This window comes from Nesterenkonia haasae (assembly GCF_010119385.1).
In the GTDB taxonomy this organism is placed as follows: Bacteria; Actinomycetota; Actinomycetes; order Actinomycetales; family Micrococcaceae; genus Nesterenkonia; species Nesterenkonia haasae.
This window is the reverse complement of record NZ_VFIE01000017.1, coordinates 69,789-83,218: the sequence shown is the minus strand read 5'-3', so window position 1 is coordinate 83,218 and position 13,430 is coordinate 69,789. Positions and strand designations below refer to the sequence as shown.

Annotated in this window: 9 protein-coding genes, 1 tRNA gene and 1 pseudogene; 4 read left to right on the top strand and 7 right to left on the bottom strand. The window is 63.2% G+C overall.

The genetic code is table 11. The features are described from left to right. Nucleotides 1–4 precede the first annotated feature (4 nt). Both FH975_RS00465 and FH975_RS00460 read left to right on the top strand, forming a co-directional pair. Nucleotides 5–727 carry a TetR/AcrR family transcriptional regulator gene (locus tag FH975_RS00465; RefSeq protein ID WP_162319596.1) on the top strand — a complete coding sequence of 241 codons (723 nt, stop codon included), beginning with the start codon at nt 5–7 and terminating at the stop codon, nt 725–727. Continuing rightward, the gene (locus FH975_RS00460) at nt 720–1,859 is read left to right on the top strand and encodes a flavin-containing monooxygenase (protein WP_162319595.1); all 1,140 of its coding nucleotides are present in this window, start codon (nt 720–722) and stop codon (nt 1,857–1,859) included. Before FH975_RS00465 ends, FH975_RS00460 begins: the two co-directional genes overlap by 8 nt. 953 nt (nt 1,860–2,812) lie before the next feature. Here the strand turns inward: FH975_RS00460 and FH975_RS00455 are convergent. The 3 genes from FH975_RS00455 to FH975_RS00445 form a co-directional block, all read right to left on the bottom strand. Next, entirely contained in the window at nt 2,813–3,364 is a 552-nt protein-coding gene (locus tag FH975_RS00455; protein ID WP_162319594.1) for a hypothetical protein, read from the bottom strand. Nucleotides 3,365–3,523: 159 nt separating this feature from the next. Further along, nucleotides 3,524–3,599, bottom strand: a tRNA-Arg gene (locus FH975_RS00450). 64 nt (nt 3,600–3,663) lie between these two features. Beyond that, complete coding sequence (locus FH975_RS00445) at nt 3,664–3,978, bottom strand: antibiotic biosynthesis monooxygenase family protein (protein WP_162319593.1); 315 nt, start codon at nt 3,976–3,978, stop codon at nt 3,664–3,666. Nucleotides 3,979–4,047: 69 nt separating this feature from the next. Here FH975_RS00445 and FH975_RS00440 point away from each other — a divergent pair, with 69 nt between their 5' ends. Continuing rightward, the gene (locus FH975_RS00440) at nt 4,048–9,384 is read left to right on the top strand and encodes a DUF4011 domain-containing protein (RefSeq protein ID WP_162319592.1); all 5,337 of its coding nucleotides are present in this window, start codon (nt 4,048–4,050) and stop codon (nt 9,382–9,384) included. 68 nt (nt 9,385–9,452) lie between these two features. Here the strand turns inward: FH975_RS00440 and FH975_RS00435 are convergent. Next, nucleotides 9,453–9,701 (bottom strand): annotated as a pseudogene (locus FH975_RS00435) (helix-turn-helix domain-containing protein); the annotation flags it as partial. A 78-nt stretch (nt 9,702–9,779) separates the two neighbouring features. Then, the gene (locus FH975_RS00430; protein ID WP_162319591.1) at nt 9,780–10,175 is read right to left on the bottom strand and encodes a RidA family protein; all 396 of its coding nucleotides are present in this window, start codon (nt 10,173–10,175) and stop codon (nt 9,780–9,782) included. A 124-nt stretch (nt 10,176–10,299) separates the two neighbouring features. Between FH975_RS00430 and FH975_RS00425 the strand changes: the two genes are divergently transcribed. Further along, a complete protein-coding gene (locus FH975_RS00425; protein ID WP_162319590.1) occupies nt 10,300–11,265 on the top strand; it encodes a helix-turn-helix transcriptional regulator in 966 nt (321 codons plus the stop codon). A 35-nt stretch (nt 11,266–11,300) separates the two neighbouring features. On the opposite strand, the gene FH975_RS00420 is transcribed toward FH975_RS00425, so the two are convergent. After that, nucleotides 11,301–12,371, bottom strand: coding sequence for an Rv2578c family radical SAM protein (locus tag FH975_RS00420; RefSeq protein ID WP_162319589.1), 1,071 nt, complete (start codon nt 12,369–12,371; stop codon nt 11,301–11,303). Nucleotides 12,372–12,523: 152 nt separating this feature from the next. Then, nucleotides 12,524–13,430: YeiH family protein (locus FH975_RS00415; RefSeq protein ID WP_162319588.1), on the bottom strand; the 907-nt coding region annotated here is incomplete at its 5' end.

Here is a 13,430-nt window from a genome sequence, read left to right as displayed (position 1 = left end):
GACCATGGCAGCTCGCGATGCAGGATCGGGCACAGTTGACGAGGACAGGGCAGGTCGTACTGGTCGGCGCGGTCAGCGTCTCAACAGAAACCGCCTCCTTGAGACGGCGCTCCACATTGTTGACCAGCACGGAGTTGATGCCCTGACGATGCGCCGGATAGCCACCGAGCTCCAGGTTGACCCCATGACCATTTACCGCCACGTGAAAAACAAGGATGCGCTCCTGGATGGAGTCGTCGAGCAGCTCTGGTCGCAGGTCTGGCCCCAGGGGCCCGACTCTGAGGAATGGAAGGCTGTGCTCAGTCACCTTGGACGCGGTCTGCGGGATGTGATGATGAGACATCCGTCTGCTGGGCCACTACTGCTCTCGCGTCCCGTCCTTCCTGGTTCGGCACTGGTGGTGTTGAAGCACGCACTCGATGTCGTAAAAGATGCGGGCTTCACCGAGCAGGAGGCGGCCACCATCGTTCGATGCGTCAGCTCTGTGGCGTTGAGCGACTCCGCCCTCCGTGTCACCTACGAGCTGCCGCAGCGGCCTCACAATGCCAGCGGTGAGCCCGACCCAGAGCAGTTGATCAGCCTCACCCAGTTGCTCCCACCCGATACTCCGCCAGACCTGGTCCGCGTCGCGTGGACCATCTGCCCACCATTGGAAACCGACGATGACTTTGGCTTCACCCTCGATCTGATCGTGGCCGGCGCGGAGCACCTGCGGAACCGTGCGTGATGACCACACAAGCCGACGCGCAGAGCCACGGCGTCGACACCATGCCGTCCTCGTCGTCGGGGCGGGACAGGCCGGGTTGGCGGTTGGCCACGCGCTGATCACTCGGGGGATCGACGTCGCCATCTTCGACGCCCACGCATACGCCGGCCAACGGTGGTCGGAGCGATGGGACTCGCTCACCCTGTTCACACTCGCTCGCTACTCCGCCCTGCCGGGCATGCCGTTTCCCGGGGACCCATGGCACAGTCCCACTAAGGACGAGGTTGCCGGTTACCTGTCCGATTATGCGCGTCGATTCACTCTGCCTATCCAATTCAATCGCCTAGTGACCCGATTGCAGTACCTCGACGGACACTTCCTCGCCACACTCGATGGAGGCGAGCGTCGAACGGCGCGACAAGTTGTGGTCGCCACGGGCGCCTTCGGGACACCTTGGGTTCCCACACTCGCTCGCGACCTCGCCTCTACGATCTACCAAATTCATGCCGAGGACTACCGGAGGCCCCGTGATCTCCCCGAAGGACCCGTTTTGGTCGTTGGCGACGGGAACACAGGACGGCAGATCTCCTTGGAGATGGCGGACTCCCGCCAAGAAATCCATCTCTCACAGGGTGCCGCCACTCCCTCACTCCCGCAGCGGTTGTTGGGCCGGAACATCTTCTGGTGGCTCGAGCACAGCGGATTGCTGCGCACTCCCGCCACTTCTGCAATAGGCCGCCGACTACGCGCCCGAAAAGACGTGGTCATCGGCACGAGACTGAAGACCCTACGACGGGCCGGCGTCACTCTGCACCCACGTGCCGTCGCCACGAATGGGCGATCCGTCACCTTCGCAGACTCGTCCGTCCTAGCGCCGGCTGTCATCGTGTGGGCCACTGGCTACCGCCACGATGACAGCTGGATCGAAATTCCCGCAGCAACGGTAGACGGGCAACTGCCCACGTCTGCCGGCATCACACCGATCCCCGGCCTCTACACTGTGGGCCGATCCTGGCAGTCAAACCGTGGGTCTTCACTCCTCGGATTTGTCGGGGCCGACGCGCACAAGCTGGCCGCACACATGCTTGGTGAGCGCGCTGACGAACGTCGCCAGGAGCGGCTCCTTCGCCCCGGTGGCGGAAACTCTCGATGACTAGCGTGGCACTCCCGGGACTACCAACCCAAAAAGTGAACGATGTCCCGACACACCCCCGCGCCAACAAAGCGAAAAGGTGCACCTCTCGCGCTGCGACTCGATCAAACTCCGTCAGATCAGGAGTTCTGTCGAACCAGCGGCAAAAGTCAGGCGCAAGCAGAGTCACGTGGGATGCGTGCCGACCAGGGCATCGCCGACAGTCAAGGAACTACGCGGGCGTCGCCCACGACGCTTCACTCCCGGTGAGAGCTAGAGCCTCATCGCGGAGTACCGAGCTGGAGTGACAGTCACAGCCATCAGTGAAAGGTTCTACTGTTCTCGCACCAAGGGACAGCGCTTCCTCGAGGTGAACGATATCCCCAGGCGAGGAGAACCCGGGAACAGAGGCCTCATCAGCGTCACGATTGGCGCACACACTTAGTGAGTCGCTGAGCCTGTGGGACAAGCTCCTGGGCCGCGCAACACAGCTGGAACAGAGGGTCGGTCGGCCGGAAACAGCTCTGAAGGGCCGAAACCTGCTCCAGAAACTGGCAAGCTCTGCTAAAAAGAGCTGGAGTCGCTGCAAGAAGCACATCGGTAGACCCAGAAGGCCGAGCGCCCCATACTCGACGGGCTCGGGCCGCTGAAGCACGATGTCGCCTCAACGCTGGACCAACTCGGATCCTCCAATGAGAAATAACAAGGGACGCTGGTCTACTGGCAGGACAACCACGGTAAACGTGCATTCACCGCAAGCGAGGAACTCTTGCGCCTCGTGCCCTGAACCTCTCGCAGGGCAACGGGCCCAAAAAATCCCTAAGCCGTGGCCCTGGTCCGGAGACTGACCGGTGACAAGTCCGCAGCGAAGAGCTTGTGCATGTCCGTGTGGTGGCCTCCGCGGCAGCGCCGTTCCAGTCCATTCGCGAGCTAAGCGAGTACGACAGGCATCTCTAGCCGCTTTCCGCCGGCCCTCAACCCATCCGGTTGGCGAATGGTCGTTTGTCATACTCGGGCCGTGAGGCGAAGTCTGCGATGAGTTGTGTCTCAAGACCACAAACGAACTCGTCAGATGGATCCTGTGCCACCCGCCAGCAGACACGGAGAGAGGCAGCATCCTCGAGCTGGAAGATCCAGACGCCGCCACCATGGTTGTCGGCGGTGCCTGATCCGGTTCGCCGATACTGCTTCAGCCGACGATGGATACCGTCGTGTCGAACACCCCAGGTCGCCTTACCGATATACAGGACCTCCGCGCTTGGTACCCAAGCCTGCTCGAGCGTGGCAATCGATGCCGTGAAATCGCGCGTCTTGCCGGCTGGGTTCGCCTCAAGGAACACTGGTGAGTCGACCGTTTCGCGTAGCACCACGTATACACCGGGGCCTGCATTCGCCCGAGTGGTGCGAAGCTCGTCGAAGGATACGAAGCCCTCGTACCCAGCGTCCTTTAGGCCGAAGTGAGTCCAGGCGTCAGGGATGTAGTCACCGAAGGTTATTGCCATACACGGGTCCGGGAGGTCGGGCACGATTGAATTATGGCATGGGGCCCAGAAGCCTAAAGCTCTGGCCCACTGGATTTTGAGGCGCATGGCGGTCACGATCCCGGCGACCTCACACCAAACCGGGACTACCAACCCAAAAAGTGAACGATGTCCCGACACGCCCCCGCGCCAACAAAGAGAAAATGGTGCCCCCGAGAGGATTCGAACCTCTGGCCTTCGGTACCGGAAACCGACGCTCTATCCCCTGAGCTACGGAGGCGGGGGTCCTCACGACGTCGCCGTCGCGCTGACCGATCTAGATTACCAGGAACTGCTCACGGCACCTAGCCAGTGGTGTGCACCGTGTAGCTCCACAGTTCGCTGGACATGCCCACAGGCTTCTGAGGCGTTTCGCCCTCACCGCGTCCGTGGGAAGCACCGAAGTTCTGGGAATTCCTCCAGTCCTCGAAGGCGTCCTCCGAATCCCACCGAGTGACAACCAGCCATGAGGTGCGCCCATCGGTGGGCTGCAGCAGCTCGAATCCCTGGAAGCCTGGGGTGCCCTCCATCGAGTCACGTCGGGCGGCGAAGCGCTCCCCCAGCTGGTCGCCGGAGTCTTCCGGCACGGTGATGGCGTTGATTTTGATCACACTGCTCATAGACCCATTCTTGCACCGCCACCGTGTCATGGTCACCCCTGCTGCCTGCGCACAGGGCAGTATGGGGCAATGGGCACACTGCAGCTGAGGGCACATGGCGGCCGGCTAGACGTCGTCATCCATCTCCGCGAATCGCTCAACTATGCCCTGATGCACAATCAGGTACCCCTGATCTCCGCAGCAGACATCACCAACACCAGCACTGAAGATTCACCGCCACTGGACATCGAGCTTCGCTTAGACCCTCTAGGCCCAAACCTCGAACTGGCGGCCGCTCCCCACACGATTCGCGTGCCCGTGCTTACTGCCGGAGAAATCTACAGCCCCCCGCCTCGCGACCTGATCTGGCCGCTGAGCCTGTCGGCACTGCTCAGCCTGGACTCGACAGCCCAGACCTACCTCCACGTCCAGGAGCCCGCATCGACGGCCACCCCGGCCTCGACTACCATCACGGTGCTACCTGCCGATGTATGGGGCGCTGAGGGGATCCGCGACTCCTTGGCCGCGTTCATCCGGCCCCATGACCCTGCGATCACCTGGCTTCTCGACGAAACCTCCGCCGCATTAGAACACTTCACCGGCTCAGCGGAGATCGCCGGCTACCACTCCGGCCCCGGACGGGTGAGGCAAATCGTTCGCGGTATCTACCATGTGCTCAGCAGCCTTCAGCTGGGGCACATCAGCACCGCGGAGAGCTTCCTTGCCGGAGGGCACCGCATTGGTTCGCCCTCCCATGTGCTGGAACGGGGCCGCGCCACCACTTTGGAACTGGTCACCATCATGGCCGCCGCGATCGAGCGTGCAGGCATCCACAGTGTGGTGGCCGTCAGCGAGCGCCACGGACTGCTCGGTTGGCTCTCCGAACCACACCGGCTCCCCGCGCCCGTGGTGGACTCCCCTGCCGTAATCGCGACCATCGCTGATTCGTTGATGTTCGAGACTGTCGAAGTGACCGGGCTGTGCCGGGGTGAACAGACAATGATGTTCGACGACGCCGCCGACCACGCCCTCCATTGGTGGTCCAGCTATGAGCGTGAGGGCCTGTACCTCATTGATGTCCATGCCGCGCACCGGCGCATCTCTGCCCTGCCGAACATCCGCTGGGAGGGCGACACCCGAGTGGTGGAGGTCGTCAAAAGCGCGCCGGCGTCGTCGCCTCAGACCACCACCCCATCACCGCACCCCGAGGAATCTCCCGATGCGCCGGCGGCGGCAGAGCCCCCGCTAAGAATTCAGCGCTGGCGGCGTTCACTGTTGGACCTCAGTTACCGCAACCCGCTGCTGCGGCTGACACCCACGTCCTCGGCCGAGCTGCACGTCCCAGCAGGGGCACTGAACCTTCTGGTGGAGCTGCTCACCTCCGGGACGAGGCTGACCGTGGATGAACACGGAGATATTGACGATCTGCACAAAGCTCAGGGGGCACGCACCGCCGCCGATGTGGACTCCGGGGTGCTGACCACCGTTCTGGAACACGAACACCGAATCTTCGCGGTCTTGAGTTTCACCGAGTTTCTCCGCAGGTTACGCTCCTTGCAGCGCAGAGCCCGCACCACAGCGGAGGAAACAGGCGCGAACCCGCTCTACATTGCTGTAGGACTGTTGACCTGGGAGGAGGTCGGCCCACGCGGGGGGCGTAATGGTGGAGGCCGGGCCCCGCTGTTCCTAGTCCCGGTCGCACTGTCCGGCGGCCGCGGCAGGACACCGTTCCGGATCACGCTGGATGAGACTCGCGAAACTGTCGCGAATATCAGCCTGGTCGAGAAGATTCGTTCCGAGCAGGGCTTGACCCTTGACGTGTTGCTGGAGCCCCCCATGCGTGATGGCCGTGTCAACGTGGACGCCGCTCTGGAACAGATCCGCCACACTCTGCTGGACGAGCGGCTGGAAAATTATGCCGTGCAGGAGTCCGCACATCTTGCTCTGGCCCAGTTCTCCACCCTGGACCTCTGGCGGGATATGGGTGAGAACTGGCAGCATTTCACGACCCGACCCCATGTCCGGCACCTGGTGGAGCACCCCGGTGAGCCCTATGACGACGGCGTCGCTACCCCGGATCTGGACACCCTGGCCGAGACCACCATGCGGCTGCCCGTCCCAGCTGATGGGTCACAGATTCAGGCGGTGCGGTGGGCTGCAGCGGGAAAGAGCTTCATACTAGAGGGCCCTCCAGGGACGGGGAAGTCACAGACCATCACCAACTTGATCGCTGAATGTGTCCACCGCGGCAAGAAGGTACTGTTCGTCGCGGAGAAGCAGGCCGCCCTGGATGTGGTGCAACGCCGTCTGGAGGATGTTGGGTTGGGTCCGTTCACCCTGGATGTTCACGGCCGCAACCAATCACTGTCTGCAGTGCGGGACCAGATCCGCCAAGCATTGGAAGCCTCAGCAGCGAAACCTGTGGCATGGGACGCGGTGCAGTCCCGCGCGCGTTCTACGGCCCAGCAACTGGCTGACTACCCGCAGCGCCTCCACTCCCCTGGACCATCGGGCCTGAGCGCCTGGACGGCTCACCAACTCAGCCTAGAACTCTCCGCAGAACGTGACGTCTACTCAAGAGTGTTCTCAGTCGACAGGGAAACGGCACGTGCCCTGGGAGATCTGAGTGCGGTGTACGACGACGCCGCCGCAGCCGACCGTGCCCTGTTCGACCTTGGCGCCAATCCCGCCTCTCACCCGTGGGCCCTGGCACGGACATCACCTGACCAGTGGGACCCGCCGGAGGTCACCCATGCTGTCGCCGAACTCCTGGGCGCACACCACGATGTTCCTGACTCCCCTGCGAGACGGCTGTTCAGCCTCGCCCTCACCTCAGAGCAAACGGCGACTCTGCTGGGGTGGATCAGGGCGCTCACCCCTGGGTTCACCACCTCGGCATTCGATCTGGACGTCGACCATTTGGCTCAGCGGGCCCAAGAGATTCATGACGGCTTCTGGCCGTTCGGAAAGCATCGCCGCAAAGATCGCCTCCTGGATGAGATCAGCAATCACATCAGCCTGCGCAGCGCGATCGACCTCGATCATCTGGCGGACCACTTCCGCTCGCTGGCCACACTGAAACAGGCCTGGGCGGAGCTGGAGGCAGCGTTCCGCGCCTCGGACCACGCTGAGGAGGCCCATCGACTAGCTCGAGAGGTCTTCAACGATGGCAAACTCATTCAGATGCCTGTCGGGCAGATCGAACGGTTCGCTGCCGCTTGGTCTCATCTGCTCGCCCTCCTTGCCGCTGATGACAGCTCAGTCCTGCGTTGGTCGCGCGGTGTCACCGGCGATCCGAAGCCGACCCTGTCCGCGGCGGTGGCAGCATGCGCTGATGCCTGGCGGGCAGATTCCAACGATGACGTGCTGCTGAGTCTCAGCCGCTGGGCAGCGCTGGCCGAACCCGCTGAAGCCTTACGCTCACGCGGACTGGAGACGGTGACCGAGGCTGTTCTGACAGAGCAGATCCCCGCTGGCGACGTCGAACAGGTACTGCGCCGAGCACTCACAGACGCTGTATTGGATGACCGCCTGCACACCACCGGCCTTCATCGGTTCGATCCGACCGCCCATAGCCGGCGGATCCAACAGTTCGCTGAGTCCTCCGGTCGACGGCGGCACATGCTGCGCACCCAGTTGCCAGCTGAGCTGGTTGAGGCCCGCCGGTTCGCTCCGGGCGCTGATGTGGGCGCGGTGGCGCAGCTGCAGCAGCAGATTGGCCGGAGGCGCGGTGGCCTGCGCATCAGGCAGTTGTTTGAGCGATTTGGGGACCTCATTACCGAGGCCGCACCGTGCCTTCTGATGAGCCCCGATTCGGTGGCGCGCTTCCTACCGGCCGAGGCTGTGGACTTTGACGTGGTGGTCTTTGATGAGGCCTCCCAAATTCGAGTCCCGGAGGCCATCGGAGCCATGGGCCGGGGGCGGTCCGTGGTGATCGTGGGTGACACCAGGCAGATGCCTCCAACCTCGACATTCGTCCATGCTGGGAACGAGGATGATCACGACGACGCCCTGGTTCCAGCGGATCTGGACTCGATACTCTCTGAGGCCCACGATTCAGGTCTCCCCCGATTGTGGTTGACGTGGCATTACCGGTCCAGGGACGAGTCCCTCATCGCGTTCTCCAACCGGCAGTACTATCAGGACCGACTTTCAACCTTCCCTACACCGCCTGCCCCTTCCGATTCTGATGCTGTGCGGCTGCGCGTAGTCGAGGGCGAGTGGGAAGGTGGGCGCGGCGCTGCCCGAGTCAATCGTATGGAGGCGCAGGAGGTTGTCCGCGAGGTCATCGAACTGCTCACTGAAGATTCCGGCAGGAGCGTCGGCGTCGTGACGTTCAATGTGCAGCAGCGTGATCTGCTGCTGGACATGTTGGAGGCCAGCGATGAGCGCCTCATTCAGGAGGCGTTGGCGTGCGATGAGGAGCCCCTGTTCGTGAAGAACTTGGAAAACGTACAGGGGGATGAGCGCGATGTGGTGATCTTCACTCTGGCGTTCTCCCGGGACGCCAACGGCCGGGTCCCTCTGCAGTGGGGGTCGATGACCTCTGCTGGGGGTGAGCGCAGGCTCAATGTGGCGATCACCCGAGCTCGGGAGACGGTGCGGATCATCTGCTCCTTTGAGCCGCATGAGTTGGATCTGCGCAACTCCACCGCGCAGGGCCTGTCTGATCTGAAGGAGTATCTGCTGGCTGCCCGTGACGGAACCCGGCGGCTCTCACACACGGGGCATTCGTCAACCTTGGCAGCAGACCTGCATGCCCAGGAGGTGCACGACCACTTGGCGAGGGTCGGCCTAGAGGTCGTTCCACGGGTGGGCTTGTCGGATTTCCAGGTCGATTTCGCGGTGCGTTGGACGGACCAGCCGTGGGTGGCTGTGCTTCTGGACGGCCCGGAATGGGCGCAGCGCAGCACAGTAGGTGACCGGGACGCGCTCCCACAGTCGGTACTTGTCGGAGCCATGGGATGGTCTGCGGTGGAACGTGTGTGGCTGCCCGAGTGGCTGCGGGACGCAGAAACTGTTGTTGAGCGTGTTCGTTCGACAGCCGAGAGCGCCGCTCATCCTGGTCCAAACGATACTGATCAGGCCGACGCTTCATCTGCCCGCCCGGAACGAACAGCCCCGGAAACGCCCGAACCGGACTCGACGGAACCGGATCCGATCCAGGTGGTGGAGCGCCATGTTGAGAAGGTCCCATACACCGAGTTGTCCCAGGTGATGGTCCAGGTACTTCGGCGGGCGTTCCGCGCCCCGGAGGACGACATCCTCCGATCGGTGGCCCGGTTGTACGGTCATCAGCGGATGGGGCCGAAGATCCGGAAGCGTTTGGATGATGTGTTCCAACAGGCGGTGGCTGAGGGTCTGATCGTCACCTCCGGCAACGGGAATTACGAACCTGGGCCCGCGTCTCTGAACGGCTCAACCTAGATGTACTGACCGGCCACGTTGGTAAATCGTGAGAAGGGTGGCTGGTTGAGCAGGAACGCCGCGACGCCCTGCAGCCGTGGCTGCACCAGTACAACCAGCATCGTCGCCTTGCGCGCCTTGTTCGGCGAGGTCTTCGGTCGGGAGGGCCGGTCGTGCATCGATTCGCCATTGGAGTAGCGGTCTACCCACCGCTTCACTGTCAGCCAGGACACCTGGAAGCGAGCGACGACCTCGCTGATCGGCCAGCCGTCATCTACGACCAAGCAAGCGACTTCAAGGCGATGGCGAGGAGTGAGGGCGGCATTTGCGTGGGACATGGGGCTCCTTAGGACTGTCAGACGGTCAGCAGCGCTACCCTGCTGACCGTCCGAGATGAGTTGCAAAAGGCGGAAGCGTTATGCGACGGCGGTTCCTTCGAGCTCGACCATCTGGCCGGGGATCGCCAGGCGGGTGACGCCTAGCATCGTGGTAGTCGGGGCGACTCCTGCCGCCCCGAGCTTCCCGGCGAGCACACCGTAGTGCGGGAACATCGCGTCCACGTCAGTGGTGTACACGTTGAGGCGGACCAGGTTCGCCAGCGACATGCCGGCCTCAACGAGTACGGCCTCGAGGTTCGCCACGGCCAGCGCGAGCTGGGCCTCGACATCCCCGTCGTGCTCGGGCCGACCATCCTTGCTCATAGCTGTCTGTCCCGAGATGTACAGTGTCCGTGTCTCCCCTGAGATGACTTCGCCCTGGTTGAAGCCCATCTCCTGCGACCACGTCACCGTATTTACTGCCCTGCGTTCCATTGCTGCTCCGTTCATTCGTTCCGCAGCGCCCGGCCGCCCTATGGCCGCCGTCCTCGACGCTGCACTACTAGCCTCCCGACGAATCACGACACCTTGTGTCGTGTTTTCTGGTAAAGATGGATGCATGCGAGCAGACCGACTGGTCTCGCTGGTGCTGCTGCTGCGCCAGCGAGGCCGACTAACCGCCGACCAGCTGGCCAGTGAACTCGAAGTTTCCACGCGCACCGTGCTGCGCGACATCGACGCCCTCTCGACTGCGGGCGTCCCCGTTTACGCGGACCGTGGTCGACACGGCGGCTACTCGCTCCTTCCCGGCTTCCGCACCGAACTGACCGGGCTGAACCATGACGAGGCACTCGCGCTGCTCACCGCCGGATCAGACCGCGGCGAGAAGGTCTTCGGTCTCAGCGCATCTCTAGCCTCGGCGATGCGCAAGGTCGTCGACGCGCTCCCCGAGGGACACCAGATGAGCCTCGGCGATGCGGCCAAACGATTCCTCGTGGAGCCGCAGACCGACTTACTCTCTCGCTACGCCCACACCGAAGACCTGGCCGAAGGCGTCATGAGCGAGGTCCGAGCCGCGGTGCTCACCGGCCGCCGACTGCGATGCAACTACGCGGCACCTGGTAAAGCACCGAGTCGTCGAACCGTCGATCCGATTGGACTGGTCACCGTCCGCGGGCGCACCTACCTGCTGGCGACGAGGTCCGGAGACGATCGGACTTACCGTCTGTCTCGGATGCTCAGCGCCGAAGCGCTCCCCGAACCGGCGCAACGGCCCGCGCAGGTCGATCTCGACCACATCTGGGCCGAACGCACCGGACAGTTCCTCTCTGAGAACCACATCCCCGTCGTCGTCCGCATCAAGACGTCGCGTCGTGAGGAACTGCTGGAGAATGCCCGAGCTGTCCGGGCCGAGGAACCGGAGCCGGATGATTGGGTCCGCCTCGACGTGACCTTCGAAGACCTGCGCCACGCGGTGTGGGCGGTGTGGCAGCTTGATACGGACGCCGAAGTACTAGCGCCAGAATCCGTCCGCGATGCGATGTACGTGCGTGCCGAAGTATTGACGGCACGTTATCGATCCTGACTATCCGTCCCGACTAACGTGTCCGGTCAGTACACCTAGAAAAGCGCTGGCTGGGCAGGCCCCGTGGGAATATCCAGCGGCGCCAGCTGGGCCTCGCGGTCAGTGGGCGGGCCTTCGGGGGAGGTGCGTCCGCGCCAGGTGGTCTCGGCGTAGTCGAGGAACCCGTGGCGGCGTCGTGCTGATGCTGCTTGCTGGCCAAGCCACATCTTGTAGTCCTTGGAGGCGTAGGTGGTGAATCCGCCGCGCGCTCCTCGGTAGAGCTTCTCGTAGCGCGGCACCAACAATGGGTGCTCCTCGTTCAGCCACTGCATGTACCACTCACGAGCCCCGGGGCGCAGATGCAGCGCTCCGGTGGTGACCCAGCCGGCGCCGGCCCGGGCGAGCTCTTTGTGGAGCAGGTCCAGATGCTCCGCGGAGTCGGTGAGCCAGGGCAGAATGGGCATAGCGAGCACGTTGCAGTCCAGTCCCGCCTCCGTGATGGCGTTGACCAGGTTGAGCCGGGCACGCGGGTCGGGGGTTCCTGGTTCGACCCTCTGCTGGAGTTCAGTGTCCATAATGGCCAGTGAGACCGCCACGGAGACGGGCACCTTCTTAGCTGCCTCCTTGAGCAGGGGAAGGTCCCGCTTCAGCAGGGGGCCTTTGGTGAGAATGGAGAAAGGTGTGCCTGAGTCGGCGAGTGCGGTGATGATCCCGGGCATCAGCCGGTAGCGACCTTCCGCCCGCTGGTAAGGGTCGGTGTTCGTTCCCAGAGCCACATGTTCGCGCCGCCAGCTGGGCTTGGCCAGCTCTGCGCGCAGAACTTCAGCCACATTGGTCTTCACCACGATCTGAGTGTCGAAGTCGCGGCCCGAGTCCATATCCAGGTACTCGTGCGTTTTCCGCGCAAAGCAATAGCGACACATATGGAGACATCCACGTGTGGGGTTCACGGTCCACCCGAAGGGCATGTTTGATGCCTTGGGCACCTTGTTCAGTGCCGTCTTCGCTGCGACCTCGTGGAAAGTCACACCTTCGAATTCAGGAGTCCGGACGGTTCGGACCAAGTTCTGCATGGGAAGCAACGCAGGAGCAGCAGCTTCATCGATTCTCTGAGCGTCCCAACGCATGCCGTTATTCGAACACATATTCGAATACGGTTCAAGAGGGGCGTCGCATTTGTGGCTAGCCTCAGTGGGAATGGAAGCTGATGCGGCCTTCAACCAACTCACAGAGGATGTCGCTATCGGAAGACCTTCGCCCCGCGTCTCCACTCCCGGGGTCAGAGAAGCAGCACGACGCCGCCGAGTGCAGTCCCTGCCGCGAGCACGCTGCCGACACCACCCAGCAGCAATGCGGGGGCACCGGTGCGCAGAATTTTCCGGAGGTCGACCGCAGCACCGATGCCGACCATGGCGAAGGTAATGAGCATCGTGGTGATCTGAGCGAGAAACTCCGCAGCATCGTCAGGAATGTCAGCCGCCGAATTCACCGCAACTGCCAGCAGAAAGCCCACCACGAACCACGGCATGATCGGCGGACGCTTTCCTTCGCCGGCGGTACCTGCGGTATCGCCCAGCCGCAGCGCCACCACTGCTGGGGCCAGCAGCAGCACACGGGCGAGCTTAACAACTGTGGCTACTGTCAGCGCAGTGGCGCCCACGATCCCGCCGGCGGCCACCACCTGACCAACCTCATGGATACTGGCGCCGATCCATACGCCCGCGGGTCGATCCCCCAACCCTAGTGCGGCGCTCATCGCAGGAAGCGCGACCATGGCCACTGTCCCCCATATGGTCACCACCGCCAGGGCAGTGGCAGTTGGGCCCGCCATGTGACGGTTCTGCCGGTCTCGCCCATCCCCGCGGTCCAGAACGGCTGAGCCGGCTGCCACAGCGGAAGCTCCGCAGATTGCTGTCCCGGTCGCGACCAGCGCCGCAGTGGTCCGGTCCACCTGGCATAGTGGGCCGAGCACGCGGATGCCGATAAATGTCACCGTCACAGTAACCAGCACAATGGCCAGGACCTCCCACCCCAGGCCCAGGATGTCGGCGAGCGCCAGCTGCAGTCCAAGCAGGACAATACCTAATCGCAGCGGGAACTTCGCCGCCCACTTCAGCCCCTCCTCACCCCAGTACGGAACCCAGCCGAACGTTCGGATGAGCATGCCGATCACAATGGCGACCAAC

Coding starts and splice junctions, on each gene's coding strand:
- FH975_RS00465 (WP_162319596.1), top strand. CDS start 5: ATGGCAGCTCGCGATGCAGGATCGGGCACAGTTGACGAGGACAGGGCA.
- FH975_RS00445 (WP_162319593.1), bottom strand. CDS start 3,978: ATGAGCAGTGTGATCAAAATCAACGCCATCACCGTGCCGGAAGACTCC.
- FH975_RS00440 (WP_162319592.1), top strand. CDS start 4,048: ATGGGCACACTGCAGCTGAGGGCACATGGCGGCCGGCTAGACGTCGTC.
- FH975_RS00430 (WP_162319591.1), bottom strand. CDS start 10,175: ATGGAACGCAGGGCAGTAAATACGGTGACGTGGTCGCAGGAGATGGGC.
- FH975_RS00425 (WP_162319590.1), top strand. CDS start 10,300: ATGCGAGCAGACCGACTGGTCTCGCTGGTGCTGCTGCTGCGCCAGCGA.
- FH975_RS00420 (WP_162319589.1), bottom strand. CDS start 12,371: ATGCGTTGGGACGCTCAGAGAATCGATGAAGCTGCTGCTCCTGCGTTG.